Raw genomic sequence first — 20,469 nt, forward strand, 5'->3', positions numbered from 1 at the left:
GGCACACGGGGGCAAATAGCTCCCGCCCACTCAGGCGGGCCCGACGCCGGTGTAGGCCGTCACCGCGACGGTGTCGTTGACGACCTCGCTCACCTTCAGATCGACCGCCACCGAGCAGAGCATGTACGCCTGCTGGCGCGTGAGCCCTCCGTCGACGAGTCGGGCAATCATCCCACGAACCGCCTCGCGGGTCGCCTCGTTCACGTCCGCCCCTAGCCCCGTCACTGCCGTTGGGTCCGACCCCGGTGGCGCGTACGGACCCGCTGGATCCAGTCGCGGGCCATCGACATCCCGGTCTGCCAACCGGAGGCGGAGCCGAACCGTACCAGGCATCTCGATGGCCGTGATGCATACCTCCCCGTCACCCTGTGCCGCGTGGAGATCGCCTGTTGAGAACAGTGCGCCCGCCACCTCAACAGGGAGATACAGCGTCGCCCCCGGAGTAAGATGTTTCACGTCAAGGTTGCCGCCGACCCGTCGGGGCGGCGTCGTCGAGTGCGGCCCTGGCTCGGCGGGTGTGACTCCAAGGACGCCTGGGAACGGAGCCAGTGGCACCTCGATGCCGTTCACGAAGTGGCCGACATCCCCCTCAAGGTCCCATGTGTAGACGGCGCCGTCGGGAAATTCCTCAGGAAGCAACCCTACATCGGCTTCGCCGGGGTAGACGTACGTCCAGCCGACGCCTTCGTGTTCAACGCTCAGCACGTCGACCGCGAGCGTGTCGCCCGGCTCGGCTCCGGTGACGTGAATGGGACCGGTCAGCGCATGCCCGGGTGCGTCGACCGCCTCAACGTCGGCGACAGTCGCACCGCGTGGTAGTTGACCGTCAGCAGCGTCGCGACAGGCGACCGCAACCGTTTCGCCGGGCGCCACCCGGAGTACGGGTTCGCGGTCGCGATTCCAGTCATAGTGGAGATGCTCGGAAGCGCGGGAGAGGCGATGGTCGGCCACGTCGGAGAAAACGGCGCCCACACCAAAGGTCGGTCGTTACTCTTGCCATCCCAGACAGGCATGAGTTTCCGCTCGCTATCAGTCGGCTGCAACGGGACCTGCGTCGGGGGTCACAACTGGCTCAGCAAATGCATACACCCGCTCACCGCTCGTCACCTCGACCTCGAGGAACTCACCCGGCTCAATGCCATGCTCGCTCGCGTTCTGAACGATGATTTGTCGGTAGGCGGAGTCGCGACACTTCATCGAGTCGCCCGTCCCCGGCTCAACGACGAGGACCTCTCGGCGTGTCCCGACCAGCTCTTCGTGAGCCTCGCTGACGATATCCATCTTTAGTGCGCTCATCGCCTTTGAGCGGTCCTTCTTCGTCTGGCCGCCAAGTCCCTTCATCTCTGCGGCGTCAGTGTTTGGCCGCTTCGAGAATCGGGTGACGTTCACCTTCTCGGGGCGCACCTCGCGCAACAGCTCCATCGACCGCTCGTGGTCAACATCCGTCTCGGTGGGGAACCCGACGATGAAGTCCGTCGACAGCGTCCAGTGGTCGAGACGGTCGTCGAACGCCGCAACACACTCGCGGAATTTCTCGACGCGGTGCTGGCGGCGCATGTCTGCGAGCACGTCGTCGCTGCCCGATTGTACTGGCAGGTGGATGAAGTTGTAGAGCTTCTCGTTGGCGGCGAACACGTCCGCGAGCTCGTGACGGATACCGTGGACACCGCCGGGGTTGGCCATCCCTAGCCGGACGCGAAACTCCCCATCAATGTCGCAGATGCGGTCGAGCAACTCCGGCAACTTCCGCTCGCCGGTGTCCCAACCGTAGACGCCTGTATCTTGACCGGTGACACGAATCTCCTTGGCACCCGCGTGGACCAGCGCCTCCGCCTTGCGGACGTTCTCGGCAACGGACGGTGAGTCGATGCGGCCAGTAGCGTGCTTCGTGATGCAGTACGAGCAGTTGGACATACAGCCGCGGGCGATTGGCAAGATACCGACGACACCGTCCAGCACCGGCTCGGCATCGGGCGTTGTCGTCGGACACTCGCCATTGGTGACGGCCGCGGGAACATCCTCCCAGCCGACTACCTGAGCGTCAATATCACTGAATTGCTCCCCTTGGGCCAACGCCATGCAGCCAGTGACGACGAGGTCGTCGACGGCCGTCTCTAATTCCTCGGCCCGCCGGCGCATGTTCCGTTCGGTCTTCTCGACGACAGTACAGGTGTTGAGTATCGCCACATCCGCCGATTCGAGAGGGACGCGGCGGTGGCCCGCGTCGCGGAGCCGCCGCTCGATGGCGCGGCTCTCGCCGCGGTTCGAGGTGCAGCCGTACGTCTCGATATGGTAGCGGGCCATACACATGAAAGCGGCCGCGAGCGGAAAAGCGCGACGGAACCGCCCGCCAGCTCACTCGCTCGTCGGCGCTCCGTCTAAGATAGCGACCCCGGAGCTCGCGCCGATGCGCTCGGCGCCCGCCTCGAGCATCGCCACTGCCGTCTCGTAGTCACCGATTCCACCCGACGCTTTCACCGGCAGGTAGTCGCTCATGAGCCGAACGTCGGCGACGGTTGCACCGCCGTCGGCGAACCCCGTCGCCGTCTTTACCATCGCCGCCCCGGCCTCAACCGCCGCCTCGCAGGCGCGGTGGGTCTCGGCCTCCGAGAGCAGCGGCGCCTCGATAATGACCTTCACCGGCACCGGGACACACGCAACGAGATCGGCCAGCTCCTCACGAACGGCCTGGTCCTCGCCGGCTCGAAGCCGCCCTACGTTGATGACGACGTCAAGTTCGTCCGCGCCCGCCTCCCAGGCCCGTTCGGCCTCTCCTGCCTTCGTCTCAGGAGCGTGTTGGCCGTGCGGGAAGCCAACCACAGTTGCAAGGGTGACATCCGGCGCGTGCGCACTCGCTGCGGCGACGTAACACGGCGGGACACAGGCATTCATCCCGTTAGCGCTCGCCTGGTCGAGCACGCCCTCAACGTCGCCGGGGGTCGTCGCCGGCCCCAGCACAGTGTGGTCGATGCGTGGCGCGAGGGTGGCACGGTCCATACCTGCAGAGGGCGCCGCAGGGACGAAAAGCCCCCGGCTATCACTGTCATCGCACGCTTGACTCGGGCCCGGATTGTTCGAGCTACAACCAACTCTGAGGAGATGCTGCCAAGGAGCGACTGACGACGAAGGCGCGCGGCGAGACAGCCATCACAATCGACGGGACTGGCGCGCCCGTGACGTAGACCCGCGAGAGCCAGATTGCCGGGCTGTAGGGCAACCCAGGGAATCAGACAGAGACGGCCAGCCAGTAGGCGAGGCCAGCCGCAAACAGGCCCGCCACAATACCGACGGCGACGAACCTGACCGCCGTCACTTGGTCGACGCGGCGATTAGCCGGAGTCTCAACCTGGCCGGTTGCGCCGTCAAAGGCGTACCGACCCGCCAACGCGAGCGTCGCGCAAAAGGACCGCCGCGCCTGCAGGAGCCACTCGGTCGCAAGGGCGACGGGGACGGCCAGCCCGATCAGAAGTACGGGCGGCGCATCAGCGAAGACGACCGTCCCGGCATAGACGACGGCGGCGACGATGGAGGCGGCCGCGTACCGGTAGCGTTGCTGTCGCTCGGCAGGACCAATATTGCAGACACCTGGACTGTACTGTGGTTCCGCGGACACGTACAAGATTTGTGGCGACCGGCCATAGGCCGTTCGACTCGCGGCCCGGATGGAGCGGGTCCACAACGCTTTCACCCGTACCACCCGCCGGGAGGGACGTGTTCGCGCAACTGCTTCCGACCGGAGCCGCACTCCCGCCGCTGCCGTACCTCGCGGCGGTCCTGCTCGGGGTTGCCGCGGTCGGGGGAACACTCTATCGCCGCCGGCCGCCGGTCACGTCACTGGTCGTCGCCGGGTTTGCGCCATGGATGGTCGCCGGGGCGACCGGATATGCGCTCTACCAGGTCGAGGCCATCCCGAGCGCCCTCGCGCCGCTGTTTGGCAACCCCATCGTCTACGCCACCACGTTCACCGGCGCCGGAGCCGTGTGGCTGGTCGTCGCGGACCGACCGGCCGACCGATGGCAACTGCCCTCCGTACCGGGCACGCTGGCACTGTCGGGCGGCGGTGTGGCGACCGCCCTGCTGGCAGCGGCGATCGGTGTCGCGCTCGCCCGCGACTCACTGACACCCGGATGGCCGTTAGCGGGCCTGCTGGTGTCGGTGGTAGTCGCCGGCGGTGTCTGGCTGGCGGCCCGCGACCGGGTGGCCGTCACAGGATGGCCGGGATTGCTTGTCGTGTTCGGGCACACACTCGACGCCATCTCCACCGCCGTCGGCATCCACCTCGGCTTCGGCGAGCAGACGCCGCTATCGGCAGTGCTCATCGAGGCCGGCGCCGGCCTCCCACCCGCGGCACTGTTCGGCGAGGCATGGCTGTTCGTCTTCGTAAAACTCGTCGTCGCGACGGGGGTGCTTTTCGCCTTCCGCGGCTACGTTCGCGAGGACCCGTCGGAGGCGGCGCTGTATCTCGGGCTCGTGGCCGCTGTTGGCCTCGGCCCGGGCGCGCACAACCTCGTTCTGTTCGCTGTCGCGTAACGAGCCCGGCCCCACGATGACGAGGGGATTGGAGGCTGGCGGTCGCGACAGCCTACGGCGCGCGCTCGCCGCGGAGACAGCGGCACGCGTGGCGCCGCCGGCGTGGGCAGCAGTCGAGGCGCCACTGGCCGACTCCTGATTATGTCGGCTCGATGGTGAACGCCGGCTCGGTGAGACTCTCGCTTTTGCACTCGGGACACCGCGAGGGGCGATTGGCAGGGTCGTCGAATGCGGAGAAGCCACAGGCGCGACACTCCGGCGGGGCCGCAAGCAGTTGCTCGTCGGTACCGTCAAGCGACCGAGCAATATGTTTCACATGGGCCAGCGCATCGGCCGTCGTCACGCCAAACTCGTTCGCAAGAGTGCCGGCCTCAGCGGTCTCTGTCCGTAGGTAGTCCGCGATGCGCTCCCGGGTCGTCCGGTCCCGGTTCTGCATACCGCGGTTTCTCCGCCAACCAAAATACGTCTTCTGCCCGAGAGCCGGGATGTTGAAGGCCGGGGGGTGTCTACCCGCACGTATGCCAAAGACGATGGAGGTCGTCTGTACCGATGACGACTGCGAGTTCGACATGGCTGGGCTCCACTTCACGTACGACATGCCCGACGACACGGGCGTCGACGCGTTCTCGTGTCCTTACTGCGGCGGCCCTGTCGAAGAGATAGAGGTTTGACTTCCTCCCCGCGGTAAAGCACGAGGCTTTCTCCTCGTACTTCCGTAAGTGCGGGGCAGGGCGCAACCGCTTTGAGCATGCCGGGCGAAGCACTCGTATGAGCGATATCCGCGAGTTCGGAGAATCGGTCGGTAAGCGTCTCCTCGAAGGGGCCGGGAAGGTGTCCGCGCGCGTCCAGGAGGAGCGGCCGCTCGCCGCCGACCTGCTGGAAAGCGACGACGCCTACCTCGCCGTCTTCGATGCTCCGGGCGTCGAGATGGATGATGTGCAGGTACGCTTCGAGGAAGGGGCAGTTCACGTGCGGCTTGATCGGTTTCGAGGGCTACACGAAGAGTTCGAGATGGTGTTCCCCGGCCGCGGGCTGACGCTTGAGGGGTCGGTTGATCTTCCGGAAGGCGCGGCCGTCGACCCAGAGGCGGCAGAGGCAACGCTCACCGAGACAGGAACCCTTCACGTCGAAATTCCGAAAGTCCGTGCTGGCACGGGCGACCAAGACACGACGGACCACGACGCCCAGACACACGAGACAGACGACGCGCCGGCGGAGCCAGGAGAGACCGACGACGCCGAGTAACTACCGACCCTCGACACGCATCCCCTCGACAATCTCGAACGCCTCATCGCCGTCGAACCGCGACGGCTCGAAGCCTGATATCGGTCCATCCTCGCCGAGTACCTGCGCCGCCAACCGCTCAGCGACGGCTGGAGCGCGCATGAATCCATGGCCCTGCCAGCCGGTCGCCACGTAGACGCCATCCGCGAGCTCACCGACCAATGGGTCGCCGTCCGGCGTCGCAGTACACAGCCCCGCCCACGAGCGCGTCTCTGGCCACGACCAACCGAGGGCTTGCTCCTGGTACTCGATGCAGGCCTCGCGGAACTCGGTATCTGCTTCGGGGTCCCAGTCGTCAGGGTCCTGCTCCACCGGCTGGGTCCCGTCGCCAACCAGGACCCCGTCACCGTGCGGCCGGAGATAGAACCCGTTCGTCGCGTCGAACAGCATCGGCGGGGCGAGATCAACCGAGTCGGTCACGAGCGCCTGCACGCGATACGGCTTCACCGGGAGAGCCCCGACGGCCGCGACGATATCTCGTGTATGAGCGCCCGCAGCGACGACAACGGCATCGGCCTCGTGGCGGCCGTCAGCCGTCTCGACAGCGCCATCGGATGTCAGCCGAGCAGGCGTTTCCTCCGCGATGGTAGCACCGCGCGTCCGGGCCAGCAGCCCCATGGTCTGTGTATACGCTTCGGGGTCGGCGTAGCCGGCCGACTCTGCGATGGCCGCGACAGCAACGTTCCCTGTCGGTAGCCGGGGAAACCGCTCGGCCAGTGCCTCGAGTTCAAGCACCGTCACTGCACGGCCGTGCTCGCGCATCCGCTCGGCCCCCTCGCGTATCTCGCGGGCGACCCGATCGTCGCCAGCACGGGCCAGCCACACGTATGGGCAGTCCGTGAATGCGAACCCACCGCCGCCAGAGAGCTCGCGGAACCGTGCAAGCGCCCGCTCGCCGAGAGCAGCATCTCGGCGGTCGGAGAACGCGTCATAACAGATGCCGGCCGCCCGGCCGCTCGCGCCTGCCGCGAGCGTTTCAGCCTCGTACAGCGTCACGTCGGCTGTGTCCGCAAGGTCGTGCGCGACCGTCACCCCGACCGCACCGCCGCCGACGACTGCCACGTCCATATCGTTCCTCTGCTGGTGACGGCACTTCGGCGTGCCGGTGTTGGTTCAGCGGAAGTCAGCAAGTCCGCGGGCTGGGTAGCCGACGATGGTGTCGACGCCCGCTTCGCGGAGATTCTCAATCCGGTCGGCGACCGTCTCGGTCTCGCCCGCGAGCGCGAAGTCGTGGACGGCCTGCGTGAGCACCTCGCGGGCCCGGCCCGTCGCGCTCGCGTCCGTCGCCGCGTTGTCCGGGAGCGCACGCCGCACCGGTCCGCGGCGGGCAGCGTAGCCGCCGACAGCGTCCAGCACAGCGTCCTCGTCGTTCGTGAGTACGACCGGTGCGTATAACGCGAGGTGACCCTCGAAGCCGGCCGCCCGAAGCGCGCGCACCTCGCGGGCAGTGTGGCGGCCCAGCAGTTCGTACTGGGTGCCGCCGGCCGCCAATGCGATACGCTCGATACCCTCGGTGCCGACCCATGCCTCGGGTGCCGTCTCGCGGGCCGCACCCAACCGCGGAGCGACCGCCCGATCGCGCTCGGCGTCGGTGAGGTACGCCGGGTTGCCGGCGACGAGCACGCGCTCAACCCCCTCGGGCAACGGGAGCAGCGAGGTATCATCCAATGGGTCGAAGCCGTCCGCACGGACCGGCGTCGTCACCGCGACCCGGCGATCGACCGTCAGTGATCGGAGCCGGTCAGCGTCCGGAAAGGCGTCGCGACCTTCGTAGTCTACGACCAGCAGGTCCGTCGCCAGGTCTGCTGCCGCGGCGAGATCGTGTTCCAGCGGCTTCACCGCGACGCCGTCTAGTCCCGCGCGGGCAACCGGCGACTCGTCGGTCAGCACGCCGCCACCTCCACGGGTCGGCAAGCGAGCGTCTGCGGCTGTCGTGTCACATCTGTGCTACGGGCGCCGCACGTAACTGTCATCGCTTGCCGCGAGGCTTGCCGCGACAGGCTGGGACACAAGGCCGTCGCGTCCCAACAGCCACACGTTGCCCGACAACCCCCCCGACCTCCCCGATATTGCGTCCGGGTACGACGCGTTGACCGACTGGACCGACACGGAGAGTCTCGCGACGCCGTGGGCGACGGGCGTCTATCAGCAGACGTTCACCTGGCCGGCGACGACACAGCTGGTCCCTGACCCCGCAAACGACCGAGTGCTCTTGGCTGGGTGTGGCCGTGGCGATACTGTTGAGTGGTTTCTTGAACGAGATGCTGCGGTGGTCGGTGTCGATATCTCCGCCGGCGCACTGGCAGTCGCCCGCGAGCGACATCCATCGGCGACGTTCCACCACGGCCGACTCGCAAACGCCTCCACCCTGCTTGAAGAGCCGGTTGATCTCGTGGTTTCTCACCTCGTAGTGAGCCACGTGCCATCATTGGCGGCGGTATTCGCGGCACTTCGGGAAGCGGCTCGACTGGAAGCAACACTCGTCGTGACGACAATCCACCCCCGGTATCTCGCCGAGCAGCACGACATCGACCGGTATGCCTCGCCGACAGCAACGACGAGCGACTGGAGCACAGTCGACCTCCCGACGTATTACCGGCCGACCGGGAGGCTGTTAGAGTCGGTTGCGACGACCGGCTGGCGGCTGACTGCGGTGCGGGAGCCGGAACCGCCGGCACAACTCCGCGAACACGCTCCGGAGCGGTACGAGCGAGCGCTTGAGCGGCCAGAACTGCTCGTCCTACAGGCGCAGGCCGACGACCCCGTCGGTCAGACTGGGTAGTCGGCGTCCGGGTCGACAACGCGGTCAACCTCTTCGGGCGGCGACCAGTCGGTCGTTAACTCGAGAAACTGAACGAGCATCCGCCCCGTCGCACCCCAAACGGTGTAACCGTTCACGCGGAAGAAGTGAAGCCGTATCTCCCCGTAGTGAGGGTGATCGCGCCGCTCGCTCTCGTAGTTGGCGAGATCGGTCAGCCCGTCAATCGGGAGGAGCACCACCTCGGCCACCTCGCGCTCGTCGGGTACCCACTCCTGCTGTGGAACCCGCGCCACGAATGGCCGGACAGCATACCGTGTGACCGTCGAGATGTCGTCAAGCCGGCCCAGCACCTCTACCCGGTCGGTGTCCATTCCTACCTCCTCGCTGGCTTCCCGGAGGGCCGTCGCCAGCAAGTCCGGGTCAGAGGGCTCGCGACCGCCGCCAGGGAAGGACATCTGGCCGGCGTGCTCGCCGAGGTGATCTGCGCGCTTGATGAACAGCAGATGGACGCGCCCCTCGTATTCAACGACCGGTACGATGACCGCCGCCTCGCGCTCTTCACCGGTCACCACAGCCGGATCGTGGGCCGCAACTGCCTCGAGCGCGAGGTCTACATCCATACCACTGCGGACGCGGGGACGGCCCATAAGTCGACCGCCCACGGTCCAGCGGCCGCGTCAGTCTGTCGCGAGCGCCTCATCCAGTCTGTCTCGCAGTGCCGCAAGATTGACGTCGCCCCATGCTTCAAGATCATAGCTCACGTCCAAGAGTCGGCGGATGCGCTCGGCGTCGCCAGCGTCAACGGCGCGGGCCACGTCCGCACGGAACTGCCGCTCGGCAGCCGTCGCAAGCGCCGCCCGGTTGGGCGCCCGCGCGTCGACATCGAGGATGTGCGGGAGGTCCTCGGCACCCTCAGGGAGTGTGGGGAACGCGGCCGGGCCGACCGCCAGCCGCTCGCCCGCCGCATCCACAGGTTCGTAGGCGACAAGCGCGTACGCGTCGACGGCTGCCCGCACGTCCGAGTCAGGGATAGGTTCGTCGCGTCGGTAGCCGAGTTCCTCAAGCGCAGTCGCGAGTTCCGCGTGTGTAAGCGCACCGAACAGGTCGACCACACCGGCTACCTCATCCGGCGAGAGCGTCACCGAACTGCCTCCAAGTCCCGCGCAGCAGCTTCCCGGACGGCTGCCGGCTCCAGTGGCGCCGACTCCCAGGCCGGAAGCCGCGTATCTGTGCCAGGAGCTACGACGGAGTCTGCATACTCCTCTACCTGTGCGAGTTCGGCCTCGCGGTCGTACGCAAGGCCGTTGAATGCCGCGTCGGCCGCATAGGCATCCACGAGCGCCTGGGCGGCCGCGCGGTACCGGCTCGGCAGTGTCTCATAGTCGATGGTCGGTCCGTGTTCGGTGACCGCCCGCAACAGCGCCGCGGTCACCTCCTGACTCATCGTCGACAACCCCGCCGGGCCGGAGACGGCCCGGTGGTCGTGCTCATGACGGCCGAGGTCGACCTGCGCGGATCCGTCGAAACCGGCCGCGGCGTAGGCGTCCCCAAGCGTGCCGACCTCCAGTCCCCACCCGCGCTGGACACACAGAGACCGCACTACCTGCCCTGTGGCAGCGAACTCTCCCGATAGGGCGTAGCGGAATGCCTCCAGATACCGCAGAATAGCAGCGTCGGGGTGACCGTCCGCAAGCGCGCGTACCAGCGGCCGATAGAGCAAGCGGAACAATCGGCCGTACAGGTGGCCGTTCTCCACGCGAGCATAGTACCCCTTCGAGAACTGATAGCCATGCGCCAGCGGGAAGAGCAGCCGTGGTACGTGCGTCGGCCCGTAGGAGGTGGCATCGGCGTCGTGGACCGCGACATACGGCGACTGGGCGGCGATACCGAGCGCCAGCCAGACATCACGGCCCTTGCCACGGGGGCCGTCGAGTCCCGCCTCCGCCAGCAGGTCCGTCAGCCGGGGGCCATCACACCACACGGGTTCAACGGGTAGATCAAACCCGTCGAGCCAATCGGCCACCGCGGGGGCAGCCGCCTCGTCGGCGCGCAGCGGCACCACCACGCGGTCGGGCGACACGTCGGCGAGCGTCGAGAGCACCCGCTCAGCGGCTAGCGAGGCGTGATCGCGTTCCGTCATCGGCACGACAACGGCCGTCCTGTCTGTCGGCGCGTCCGGCGCCGCGCCGTCGAAGTCGTGGAGGGTAGCCACCCGCTCCTGAACGTACTCCATCACCGAGTGCCTCGGCCGGGACGCGTATAGGGGTTACCACACCGGTTAGAGTCAGGTGGCTCGCTCCGGCTGGACGTTGCCTACCGGGAGTCGGCCAGCAGCGTGGAGCGCAACCAGGCCAACGAAGACGGCAGTCAGCGCCGTGCCGAATCCGGTGTACAGTGTGTCGAACGGCACGCCAGCGTCGGTAAGCGTGCCGACGACGACACCACCCATCGCCTGCGGCAGCATCATCGTGGCCGAGTAGGCAGTGTACGCCGACGCGCGGTGGTGGTCCGGCAGCGACCCTAGCAGGTAGGTGTCCATCACAGGAAACAGCGAATGGACGATGTAGCCCAGCAGGACGCTCGCGACGCCGAGCGGCCACAATCCGGTCACATGAGGCAGGACGAACAGACAGATGACGAACCCTCCAACGACGCCGAGGATGAGCGGCACATTAGACAGCCGGTCGGCCAGTCGACCACCGAAGAGAAAGGCAGGGATGCCGGCGACAAATACCACCGACAGCATCAGTTGGGCAGTTGACTGGTCGAGCCCCTTCGTCAGCATGTACGTTGGAAAGTAATTGAACAGACCGTTCCAGACGAAACCGACGCTACCGGTGACGAACACACCCGTAATGATGATAGGCAGTTGTGCGCGGGCGGCCGCCAGCAGATTACGGTCAGCGCTGCCCGCATCAGGCAGCTCAGTCCGGCGCGCCACGAGCACGAGACCGATGGTCGCGAGCGCGGCCGCAAGCGCGATAACGAGGAACGTCACCCGCCAGTGGCCGAACACGGCGACGACGCCGATGACGATGATGGAGGCACCGGCGGCAGCCACCTGGGAAGCCATCCCGTGGATGCCCAGCGCGCGACCGACGGCGTCGGGAAACAGCTCGGAGACAAGCGGGTTCGCGGCGATGAAGTAGACGCCCGAAGCGAGCCCCATTAGGAATGCGCCGACCGCGAGGGTCGGCACGCTCGGCGCGGCGGACGCCAGCGCCGCCGCAGCCGTTAGCACGCAGCCGGCGCCCGCGACGACGTGGTGACGGGCCACCCGGGTGAGCAGCCAGCCGGTGGGGACACGCGGCAGCGCGCTCCCCAGCCACGTGGCTGTGACGACGATTCCAAGTGAACCAGGCGTCACCGCCAGGGTCGTGGCGATCGGCTCAATGAGGGGTGCGAACACGACCCGTGCCAGGTTGACGAGAAACACCATCGAGCACAGCGACGCGAAGAGCCGACGACGGGACACGCCCCCTGTTCCACGCGGGCGAATTATAACGTGTCGGAACGGGCCGCCGAGCTTTAACAGCCCGGGGGTATTAGCCCGCGTATGGACAGTGTTCGGCGGGGACTGCGGGCCGGCGATATCGAGAAAGACACCTACGAGCGGCTTCTCTGCGCCCACTGCGAGGAGGACCTCGCGACGCGCGACAATCCCGACGAGGTGGGAAAGGTACGCGCCTGCCCGGAGTGCGGCCGCGAGTACAAACAGCTGTGATCCGGCGGGTTGTCACAACCCATCGAGCCGCCCGTGAGCGCGAGGTAGGTCGGTGAGCGGCGACACTGCCGACGACGCGCTCGCAACAGTACGGGCGGACACAGAGACGGTGGTGCCGCGGCTGCTTCGCGAGTATGGACGCGACGGCGTCGGCGAATTCGCCGTCGGCGCCGTCGCCGGGATCCTGCGGATGGGGATGGAACTGGTGCCGTCGTTTGTTCTCGCGGTCGCCATTGACGCCCTCTTTTTCGACACGCGGGCCTTCGGGCTGCCTGCGGTCCCGGACGCGTGGGTCCCCGCAAGTGAGGGCGCACAGTTCCTACTTGCGGCGACCATTATCGCCGTTGCGTACGCCTGCAACTCGCTGTTCGGCTGGCTCAATAGCTTCGCGTGGAACCGGTTCGCCCAGCGATTCCAACACGCCGTTCGGGTGGATACATATGACGCACTCCAGCGGCGCGAGGTGAGCTTCTTCGACGACCGCCAGACCGGCGAGGTGATGTCTGTCCTCAATAACGATGTCAATCAGCTTGAGGAGTTCCTGACAACAAACCTGAGCCAGCTTGTAACTATCGTATTCCGCGTGGGCGGGATGGGCGCAGTGATGCTGCTGGTCAACTTCCGGCTGGCGCTGGTGGCCGTCATCGCCGTCCCTGTACTGGCGTACGCGAGTTACTGGTTCGTGCAGGTAATCCATCCGAAGTACCAGACGGTGCGCTCGTCGGTTGGGCGACTTAACGCCCGCCTCGAAAACAACGTCGGCGGTATTGAGACGGTGAAGGCGTTCGCAACCGAGCCGTTCGAGACCGATCGAGTCCGGTCGGCCTCGCAATCGTACTTCGACGCCCAGTGGGACGCTATCACCACCCGCGTCAAGTTCTTTCCGACACTACAGGCTATCACCGCCTCCGCCTACGTGGCCGTCTTCCTCATCGGCGGTTGGTGGGTCGTCACCGGGACGCCACCCCACCCGTTCTTCGCGGCCGGCGACGCGACGCTTACCGCGGGGACGCTCGTTCTGTTTCTCAACTACACCCGCCGGTTCGTCCACCCGATGCGACGGATGGGCGAGATTGTCAACGGCTACCAGTACGCCGAAGCCGCCGCCGAGCGCATCGTCGACCTGCTCGACGCCGCCCCAGGGGTGCGCGACGCTGCCGACGCGCGTGCCCTGTCGAATGTCGAGGGGCATGTGACCTTCGAGGACGTCTCCTTCGCCTACCGTGAGGACGGCGACGTGAGTGAGCAGGTGCTTGAGGATGTCTCGTTTACGGCAGAGCCCGGCGACTACGTCGGGCTAGTCGGGCCAACTGGCGCGGGGAAGTCGACGACGATGAAGCTACTGCTCCGCTTCTACGATCCCGATTCGGGGACCGTCCAAATCGACGGGACAGACCTCCGAGATATCACGCTGCGCAGCCTCCGAGAGTCGGTGGGCTACGTCGCACAGGAGCCGTATATGTTTCACGGCACCGTCCGCGAGAACATCGCCTACGGCCGGCCCGACGCCACTCACGCGGCGATCGTCGCCGCGGCCAAGCGAGCCGGCGCCCACGAGTTCGTGACTGGGCTCGGCGATGGGTACGATACGATGGTCGGCGAGCGGGGCGTGAAGCTATCGGGCGGCCAGCGCCAGCGACTCGCGCTCGCGCGGGCCGTCCTCCACGACCCGGACGTGCTCGTGCTCGACGAGGCGACCAGCCACGTCGACAACGAGACGGAGGCGGTCATCCAGGAGCAGCTCGCAGAGCTGACAGCCGACCGGACTACCTTCGCCGTCGCCCACCGGCTCTCGACCGTCCGGGACGCCGACACCATCCTCGTGTTCGACGACGGCCGCATCATCGAGCAGGGACGCCACGAGGAGCTGCTTGAGGCCGACGGACTATACGCCAACCTCTGGCGCGTCCAACTGGGCGAGACCGACAGGCTGCCCGAGGGGTTCGTCGACCGACCACGCGACCCGCCGGCGACTGACTGACGGGAAGAGGGAGAGCTGCGGCGGCCGCGGCCACCGCACTGCCAAGGGGAAGCGGGGGAGGCCCGGGAGACGGCACGCCGCCTCCACTGGAACGCGGGCCCAGACGGACAAAAGCCGACGCCGGCCGTGTATCCTGTTCACACGGCCGGCTCGAGGTCGCGTCGGCCGGTGACCGACGTCTTAACCGGCGGCCGCGGGCAGGGGAGGTATAACCACGACCGCACCGGACCACCAGCAGGTCGCCGCGTCACCGACGCCGGCTGCGGAGTTCCGCTCGCTGTCGCCGTCGGACCGACGGCAGGTGTTCTTCGGGGTGCCCGAGCCGGTCCAGCGCCGGCTCGTCGCCGAGATGGCCGCCGACGAGCTCCATGGGTTCGTCCGCTGGCTTGACCCAGACGAGGCGACGGACGTGCTCGGGCTGGCTGACGAGCCGACCCGCGCGGCAGTGCTCGACCGGCTCGACGCCGACCGCCGCGAGAAGGTTGAGTTCCTGCTCGGCTTCAGCCCCGAGAGCGCGGCTGGCCTGATGCAGCTCAGCTACGTCACCGTCGATCCCGACCGGAGCGTCGCGGCGGCCACCGACCGGGTGCGGCGTCACGAGGAGCGCACCGGCTGCTACCCGACCGTCTTCGTGACGGATGACGACACGCTGCTGGGGGAAGTGCCCGAGGCGACGCTGGCGACGGCCGACGACGAGGGTCCGGTCGGCGAGCACGTCCGGCCGGTGCCGACCGTCCGGTACGACAGCCCCGACAGCGACGTCGCCGACCTGTTCCGCGCGAACCCCGAGAGCGACGTGGCGGTGCTCGACGACGACGGCAGCATCCTGGGCGTGGTGTACGCCGCGGACCTCATCGCGGTGCTCGAGGAGGAGGCCGGCGAGACGCTCTACGAGTTCACTGGCGTCCAGGAGGAGGAGGAGAGCGTCCTCGACGGCCCGCTGGCGAAGGTGCGGAGCCGATACCGTTGGCTCATTATCAACCTCGGAACGGCCTTTCTCGCGGCGGCAGTCGTCGGCCTCTTCGAGGCCACCATCGCGGCATTCACGCTGCTGGCGGTGTACATGCCTGTCGTCGCGGGAATGGGCGGCAACGCCAGCACGCAGTCGATGGCGGTGACGGTTCGTGGCATTGCACTCGGACAAGTCTCGCTTGCGACGGGAGGCCGGGTCATCGCCAACGAGGTGGTTGCGGGCGCCGTCAACGGCGCCATCACCGGCGCGCTGGTGGCGGCCATCGCCGCCGTGTTCAATCAAAGCCCGCTGCTTGGGTTGGTGCTGGGCGTTTCGATGGTGCTGAACCTCGTCATCGCGGGGTTCTTCGGGACGATTATTCCGCTCATCCTGAGCAAGGCCGGCAAGGATCCCGCCACCTCCGCGACCATCTTCATTACGACGGCGACGGACGTGCTCGGATTCTTCATTTCCTCGGGCTGTCGAAGGTAGTGCTTGGCATCTGAGCGGTGACTCTGCGGGCGTGTTATCACATACCCGCTCAAACAGGAGTAGGCGTCCACTCACTCGGCGTCATTCGAAGACGGCGTCGAACGCGTCCGCACCAAGCGGCTCGAACCGACCGGCATCGACGTTCTCTGTGAGGTGTGCCGGCGAGGTCGTCCCCACGAGCGAAGAGGTGACGCCCGGGGCCGAGCGCGCGAAATTGATGGCCCGCTGGGCAGGGGTATCCCCCTCGAGTCGGGCTGCGACCGCATCTGGTAGCCCTGCGGTGAGCTGCCCCTGCATGAGCGAGGCGCTCGTGAACACGTCGAGGCCAGCCTCCTGTGCGAACCAGAGCGCGCTCTGGTGACCGTCGGGGCCGGAGTGGCTCTGCACAGTGAACGCATCGGCCATCTCAACGTTGAACGGGAGTTGCACCGCACGCAGCCCGGTTGAGGTGGTCCCCGCCGCGTCAGAGGCAGCTCGCGCCCGCCGGACCACCTCCGGCAAAGAGAGGTATGAAGGGTGGTCGGCGGGGACGCGGAACGCCTCCCATGTCGCCACCCCGTAGTGGCGGATGTCACCGGCGGCGACACGCTCCTCCAGCCGCGTGAACGTCGCCTCCAAGTCGTCGTATACCGCCTCCCGGCTTCGCGTCTCGAGTTGTGTTTCCGGGTTGTGGACGTAGTAGAGGTCGATGGTGTCAACATCGAGATTGGCGAGTGAGCGGTCTACCTGCGCGTCGATGAAGCCGGGGGCGATGCAGTTGCCGCGGATGAAGGTGTCGGCGTACTCGGGGTACTGTTCGCGGACGTACGCCGCTGGGTCGGCCGGCTGCGAGCCATCGAACGGGACAAATCCTCCCTTCGTCGCCACTAGCACCGCCTCGCGGTCAACGTCAGCGGCCGCGAGCGCCTGGCCGACGACTCGCTCGGAGCGCTGACACCGGTAGTTGACAGCCGTGTCGAGCACGTTCACACCGCTCTTGAGGGCCTGCTCGACCGTCTCACGGTACTGTTCGTCGACGGCGTCAGTCGGGTCGCCGAGATACGTCCCGAGCCCAATAGAGGAGACGAGGCCGTCGCCAAACCGGCGGAAGTGCGTGCGCGCGAAGGCCTCATGGAAGCGGTTCCGGTAGGCCCACGTCGCGTCGCGGGTAGCCATATCCGCCGTAGACGCGGGCGGCGCAAAACCCCGACGGTGCTCGGGCGGTCTTCGCGTGCCTCGTCGCGAAGAAGTTGTCCTGCAGGACGACGATGTCGGCGACGACGAGCGCGCCGACCGGGAGGTCAGGCCGCTGCTCGACAAACGTCCGAAGTCTCGCGAACGACCGCACGACGGCGGGTCATCATTCCGGAGCCGCAGGACAGCAGATGGATAGGCGCCAATAGAGGAATGTCAGCTGTCTATAGGACACCGCCGTCGTGTGATTGTAGCCACACTCAGTCCGAGTACGCGTCGACGGCCGCCTGGTACCCCTCACGGAACGTTGGGTACGCCAGCTCATAGCCCAGCTCGCACAGCAGGTCGTTCGAGACGCGCTTGCTCGTCAGGATGCGGCGCTCTGCGGCCGCCGACAGCTCCGAGTCGGCGAGTCGTTCTTGTTTCGATTGCTTTGCCGGCCGCGGTACCCCGCACGCGTCCGCCAGCCAGTCGGCGAAGGCGTGCTTCGAGACAGGTTCGTTGTCAACGATGTTCACGACATCTGGCGACTCGACCGGAGTGCCGTCAGCACCGAGCAGGAAGGCAACGGCACCCGCGGCGTCGTCCCGGTGGATCATGTTGAGATATCCTGCCGTCACCGGCCCCTCGAGGTACCGGTCCAGCCGGTAGCGGTCCGGGCCATAAAGCCCGGCAAAGCGGGCGACCGTCCCGTCGAGGCCGTGTTCGGCGGCGTACTCGGTGGCAATTCGCTCGGCCTCCGCGAGCACGGCCGTCTTCTCCGTCGTCGGGTCGATCGGTGTCGATTCGTCGACCCACGCGCCGTCGTGGTCGCCGTAGACACCCGTCGAAGAGGTATATACAAGCCGGTCGGGGGTCTCTGGTCGGTCGGCGAAGGCGTCGATAGCCGTCCGCAGCCCCTCCACGTACACCTCGCGGGCGGCCTCGGCGCCGCGCCCACCCGAGGAGGCCGCGAAGACGACCGCCTCAACGTCCGGTACTGCGGCGAGCGCGTCAGCGTCTGTCACATCCGCCGCGATTGCCTCGGCGCCCGCCTCGCGGACCGCAGCGAGGTTCGAGCGCCGGACGCCGACCACTTCGTGCGTCGGCGTCAGCTGGCGGACGAGTTCGAACCCGACGTATCCACAGCCAAGGATGGCGATGCGCATGGACGGATCACTCGATTCGCGACTGGATGGTCGCGTGCAACAGGGCGAACTCTCGGAGTGTCATCGGGAACCGGCCTTCGATTTTCGACTGTATCTCGCGGGGCTCCAGGTCGCCGCCCGCCTCCGCGGCCAGCAGGTCCACATCGAGGACGGCCCGCGACATTCCCATCATCAGGGCGTCACGCGACAGTGCGACAATGTCGCCCGCCGACGCACCCTCCGTCACCGCGAGCACCGAGGCTGCCTCTTCGAGAGTGAGTTCGGGTGTCTCTCCCGCAGCGAGCGCTTCCACCGTCGCCGCATCGAGATCGGTCTCCGCACGGACGTGCTCAACGCCCGCCGACTCGACTGCCGCCCGGAGTTCGGCCGCCAGCGCCGCGTGCAGCTCGTCGCCCGTCCGCGTACCAGGCTCCGAGACGAGGTCGTGGAACATGCACCGCCGTACGCGACCACGGCTTAAGTGCCTTCGAGTTCCCTATGAGCCGACGTCCTCAACGCACACGGCGTCGAGACAGTGCTTGAGGAGCGGACTGGAATCAGCCCTCGTCAGGCGGGCGCGTCGACAGCCGGTCGAAGCGGTCCTGCGCCTGTTCCTGCGCCCCCTCCGATTCCTCAGGGTTGTACTCGAAGGCAGCCTCCCCGTCTGCAACTACCACCTCGTAGACGGCATCGACGTGCCGACCGGCCTCCGGGAGTATCGCCATCTCTCGGACGAGTTGGGCACGCTCGTCATTGCCCCGCACCTCGAAGACAGCCAGTTCTCGTCCCTCAGCGTCGGTTTCGACGCGGTCAAGCACCGCTGTGTACGTCCCGTCAGGCAGGCTCACGAGTAGGACACCTCCAGCACCTGCTGCCCCTCAGCTGTCGTGACCGTCACCGTATCGCCGTCATTGTTCCAGACCGGCGATCCGCGGTCCCAGTAGAGGGCCGTGTCAGTGTTATCTCCACTCCCGGTGTGAAGAGTCACCTGCGCGCCGCCCCCGAGCGTAAAGCCATCTGGGAAGGTGTAGGTGGCGCCGGCCGCATCGGTCACCGTCCACCCACCAAGCTCGAGCGGCGCGTCGCCTGTGTTCTCGAAGGTGACGTATTCGTCGTTGAGGTTGTCGCGGTCGTCGCCCTCAGCATCAGCGTGGACCGTAGCCACCGCGAGTGCGGTCGGTGTCGCTGTCCCGCCGTCGGCGACAGTCGTCGGTGTCGCTGTGGCGGTTGCGTCCGTCACGCCGTTACCGGTGAGCGTCACCCGCGGGGAAACAGCCGTTGTCGTGCCGGGGTCGACCGGCGACCCCTCGCGCAGGCGCGATGGGTTGGTCGGGGCCGCTGCCTGGGTCTTGATTGTCACGGTCTCGCCGTCGCTGACGAGCACTGTGTCACCGTGCGTGGCCGTCCAGTAGGTGGGGATGTCCCGCTGTGCGAGCCGATTCAGAACCGCCTCGTTGGGGTGGCCGTAGTGGGAGTCGTAGGCACTCGAGATGACGACGGCCTTCGGCTGGGCGGCATCGAGCAGCGCGCCGCTCGTCGAGGAGTCACTGCCGTGGTGGCCAGCCTTCATCAGGGTCGCATCGAGTTGCGTACCGTACTCTTCGACGAGATACGCCTCTTGATCGTCTTCCGCGTCACCGGTGAACAGGAAGCTCGTCTGGCCGAATCCGAGCTTCAGCACGATGCTGTTCTCGTTACGGGCCTCGTTCTCGATGTACGGCTCCGGTGGGCCGAGCACCTGGACGGCGACGCCTTCGAACGCGATAGTGTCGCCCTCGCGCGTTTCATACAGGGTGACGTCGTGCTGCTCGATGGCGTCAAGATACTCGCTGTAGGTCTCTGTCCCGGCAGCAATTCCCGGGTCATAGACCGCGCCGATGCCGTTGGCCTCAGTCTCGTAGTAATCAATGACGGCGGCGTTTCCGCCGATGTGGTCGGCGTCGTTGTGCGTCGTCACGAGATAATCGATGCGGTCGATGTTGTGTCGCTGGAGATACTGGAGGACGTACTTGCCGTCGTCGGTGAAGTGGCCGGTGTCGATGAGCATCGTCTCGCCAGTCGGGCCGATGATGAGCGTGCTCACAGACTGGCCGACGTTAATAAAGTGGGTTTCGAGTGTCCCCTCAGCACTCACGGCGGTATCGGTAGCCGTCGACGCTGTCGCCGCGGGTGTATCATTTGTCGAGCCGCCGGTCGTCCCGCCCGCACAGCCAGCGAGGATGACCAGCACGAGACAGCAGCCGACCGCGAACCGTGAGCGAGGCGGGGACACGAATTGGTCGCGTCTACGGTGAGGGCGTATATGGCTCTGTGGGCCCGTCGGAGCGCGTCGTCACCGGCCGCCTGTATTAAAGGGGAATAGGCGCTGTTTGATGTGGGTAATTCTCCCGGGCGCTGCCGATGCCAGACCGCCGCAGGCTTTTGCAGCCGGTCCTCTTCCCAACG

At 66.8% G+C, this 20,469-nt stretch carries 23 protein-coding genes and 1 pseudogene; 7 read left to right on the forward strand and 17 right to left on the reverse strand.

What is annotated here, in order from left to right; all coding sequences use genetic code 11:
* Window positions 1-30: 30 nt before the first annotated feature.
* The 4 genes from ABEJ63_RS05495 to ABEJ63_RS05510 form a co-directional block, all read right to left on the reverse strand.
* Complete coding sequence (locus ABEJ63_RS05495) at window positions 31-951, reverse strand: acetamidase/formamidase family protein (RefSeq protein ID WP_375795349.1); 921 nt, start codon at window positions 949-951, stop codon at window positions 31-33.
* A 78-nt stretch (window positions 952-1,029) separates the two neighbouring features.
* Window positions 1,030-2,304 (reverse strand): tRNA (N(6)-L-threonylcarbamoyladenosine(37)-C(2))-methylthiotransferase, encoded by a 1,275-nt coding sequence (locus tag ABEJ63_RS05500; protein WP_375795350.1) that lies wholly within the window; start codon window positions 2,302-2,304, stop codon window positions 1,030-1,032.
* Between the two features lie 51 nt (window positions 2,305-2,355).
* Complete coding sequence (deoC, locus tag ABEJ63_RS05505; protein WP_375795351.1) at window positions 2,356-2,997, reverse strand: deoxyribose-phosphate aldolase; 642 nt, start codon at window positions 2,995-2,997, stop codon at window positions 2,356-2,358.
* A gap of 229 nt (window positions 2,998-3,226) precedes the next feature.
* Window positions 3,227-3,613: a hypothetical protein gene (locus ABEJ63_RS05510; protein ID WP_375795352.1), complete on the reverse strand. Its 387-nt coding sequence runs from the start codon at window positions 3,611-3,613 to the stop codon at window positions 3,227-3,229.
* A 98-nt stretch (window positions 3,614-3,711) separates the two neighbouring features.
* On the opposite strand from ABEJ63_RS05510, the gene ABEJ63_RS05515 reads away from it, so the two are divergent.
* Complete coding sequence (locus ABEJ63_RS05515) at window positions 3,712-4,530, forward strand: DUF63 family protein (RefSeq protein ID WP_375795353.1); 819 nt, start codon at window positions 3,712-3,714, stop codon at window positions 4,528-4,530.
* Window positions 4,531-4,669: 139 nt separating this feature from the next.
* On the opposite strand, the gene ABEJ63_RS05520 is transcribed toward ABEJ63_RS05515, so the two are convergent.
* On the reverse strand, window positions 4,670-4,966 hold the full coding sequence (locus ABEJ63_RS05520; RefSeq protein WP_375795354.1) for a transcriptional regulator: 297 nt from the start codon (window positions 4,964-4,966) through the stop codon (window positions 4,670-4,672).
* 82 nt (window positions 4,967-5,048) lie between these two features.
* On the opposite strand from ABEJ63_RS05520, the gene ABEJ63_RS05525 reads away from it, so the two are divergent.
* Entirely contained in the window at window positions 5,049-5,201 is a 153-nt protein-coding gene (locus ABEJ63_RS05525; RefSeq protein ID WP_375795355.1) for a hypothetical protein, read from the forward strand.
* Between the two features lie 97 nt (window positions 5,202-5,298).
* Window positions 5,299-5,775 (forward strand): Hsp20/alpha crystallin family protein, encoded by a 477-nt coding sequence (locus ABEJ63_RS05530; protein WP_375795356.1) that lies wholly within the window; start codon window positions 5,299-5,301, stop codon window positions 5,773-5,775.
* Here ABEJ63_RS05530 and ABEJ63_RS05535 read toward each other — a convergent pair whose 3' ends face one another.
* Together ABEJ63_RS05535 and ABEJ63_RS05540 are read right to left on the reverse strand one after the other, a co-directional pair.
* Window positions 5,776-6,882 (reverse strand): NAD(P)/FAD-dependent oxidoreductase, encoded by a 1,107-nt coding sequence (locus ABEJ63_RS05535; RefSeq protein ID WP_375795357.1) that lies wholly within the window; start codon window positions 6,880-6,882, stop codon window positions 5,776-5,778.
* A gap of 45 nt (window positions 6,883-6,927) precedes the next feature.
* Window positions 6,928-7,704 carry a luciferase gene (locus ABEJ63_RS05540; protein WP_375795358.1) on the reverse strand — a complete coding sequence of 259 codons (777 nt, stop codon included), beginning with the start codon at window positions 7,702-7,704 and terminating at the stop codon, window positions 6,928-6,930.
* 148 nt (window positions 7,705-7,852) lie between these two features.
* Between ABEJ63_RS05540 and ABEJ63_RS05545 the strand changes: the two genes are divergently transcribed.
* Entirely contained in the window at window positions 7,853-8,596 is a 744-nt protein-coding gene (locus ABEJ63_RS05545; protein WP_375795359.1) for a class I SAM-dependent methyltransferase, read from the forward strand.
* On the opposite strand, the gene ABEJ63_RS05550 is transcribed toward ABEJ63_RS05545, so the two are convergent.
* From ABEJ63_RS05550 to ABEJ63_RS05565, 4 genes are read right to left on the reverse strand one after another with little or no spacing between them, the layout of a single operon-like run.
* Window positions 8,584-9,195: an NUDIX hydrolase gene (locus ABEJ63_RS05550; protein WP_375795360.1), complete on the reverse strand. Its 612-nt coding sequence runs from the start codon at window positions 9,193-9,195 to the stop codon at window positions 8,584-8,586. The two genes, ABEJ63_RS05545 and ABEJ63_RS05550, sit on opposite strands and share 13 nt — an antisense overlap.
* Window positions 9,196-9,252: 57 nt before the next feature.
* Window positions 9,253-9,717, reverse strand: a complete 465-nt coding sequence (locus ABEJ63_RS05555; protein ID WP_375795361.1) for a hypothetical protein — start codon at window positions 9,715-9,717, stop codon at window positions 9,253-9,255.
* Window positions 9,714-10,808, reverse strand: a complete 1,095-nt coding sequence (locus ABEJ63_RS05560) for a glycosyl transferase family 2 (RefSeq protein ID WP_375795362.1) — start codon at window positions 10,806-10,808, stop codon at window positions 9,714-9,716. Before ABEJ63_RS05560 ends, ABEJ63_RS05555 begins: the two co-directional genes overlap by 4 nt.
* Before the next feature lie 51 nt (window positions 10,809-10,859).
* Window positions 10,860-12,050, reverse strand: coding sequence for an MFS transporter (locus ABEJ63_RS05565; RefSeq protein ID WP_375795363.1), 1,191 nt, complete (start codon window positions 12,048-12,050; stop codon window positions 10,860-10,862).
* 81 nt (window positions 12,051-12,131) lie between these two features.
* Between ABEJ63_RS05565 and ABEJ63_RS05570 the strand changes: the two genes are divergently transcribed.
* The 3 genes and pseudogenes from ABEJ63_RS05570 (at window position 12,132) to ABEJ63_RS05580 (ending at window position 15,738) form a co-directional block, all read left to right on the forward strand.
* Window positions 12,132-12,299 carry an HVO_0758 family zinc finger protein gene (locus tag ABEJ63_RS05570; RefSeq protein ID WP_375795364.1) on the forward strand — a complete coding sequence of 56 codons (168 nt, stop codon included), beginning with the start codon at window positions 12,132-12,134 and terminating at the stop codon, window positions 12,297-12,299.
* Window positions 12,300-12,351: 52 nt separating this feature from the next.
* Window positions 12,352-14,280, forward strand: coding sequence for an ABC transporter ATP-binding protein (locus tag ABEJ63_RS05575; RefSeq protein ID WP_375795365.1), 1,929 nt, complete (start codon window positions 12,352-12,354; stop codon window positions 14,278-14,280).
* Window positions 14,281-14,488: 208 nt separating this feature from the next.
* A pseudogene (locus ABEJ63_RS05580) lies at window positions 14,489-15,738 on the forward strand (magnesium transporter).
* 67 nt (window positions 15,739-15,805) lie between these two features.
* Here ABEJ63_RS05580 and ABEJ63_RS05585 read toward each other — a convergent pair.
* From ABEJ63_RS05585 to ABEJ63_RS05610, 6 genes are all read right to left on the reverse strand, one after another.
* Window positions 15,806-16,879 (reverse strand): aldo/keto reductase, encoded by a 1,074-nt coding sequence (locus ABEJ63_RS05585; protein ID WP_375795366.1) that lies wholly within the window; start codon window positions 16,877-16,879, stop codon window positions 15,806-15,808.
* Window positions 16,833-17,051, reverse strand: a complete 219-nt coding sequence (locus ABEJ63_RS05590; protein WP_375795367.1) for a hypothetical protein — start codon at window positions 17,049-17,051, stop codon at window positions 16,833-16,835. The genes ABEJ63_RS05585 and ABEJ63_RS05590 overlap by 47 nt, the downstream gene beginning before the upstream one ends.
* A 106-nt stretch (window positions 17,052-17,157) precedes the next feature.
* Window positions 17,158-18,045, reverse strand: coding sequence for an SDR family oxidoreductase (locus tag ABEJ63_RS05595; RefSeq protein ID WP_375795368.1), 888 nt, complete (start codon window positions 18,043-18,045; stop codon window positions 17,158-17,160).
* A gap of 7 nt (window positions 18,046-18,052) precedes the next feature.
* Window positions 18,053-18,478 (reverse strand): DUF5791 family protein, encoded by a 426-nt coding sequence (locus tag ABEJ63_RS05600; protein WP_375795369.1) that lies wholly within the window; start codon window positions 18,476-18,478, stop codon window positions 18,053-18,055.
* 103 nt (window positions 18,479-18,581) lie between these two features.
* Window positions 18,582-18,872 (reverse strand): DUF3006 domain-containing protein, encoded by a 291-nt coding sequence (locus ABEJ63_RS05605; RefSeq protein WP_375795370.1) that lies wholly within the window; start codon window positions 18,870-18,872, stop codon window positions 18,582-18,584.
* Window positions 18,869-20,296: a lamin tail domain-containing protein gene (locus tag ABEJ63_RS05610; RefSeq protein ID WP_375795371.1), complete on the reverse strand. Its 1,428-nt coding sequence runs from the start codon at window positions 20,294-20,296 to the stop codon at window positions 18,869-18,871. Before ABEJ63_RS05610 ends, ABEJ63_RS05605 begins: the two co-directional genes overlap by 4 nt.
* Between the last annotated feature and the right edge of the window lie 173 nt (window positions 20,297-20,469).

The sequence above is a fragment of the Halosegnis sp. genome (assembly GCF_042216475.1).
Taxonomy (GTDB): domain Archaea; phylum Halobacteriota; class Halobacteria; order Halobacteriales; family Haloarculaceae; genus Halosegnis.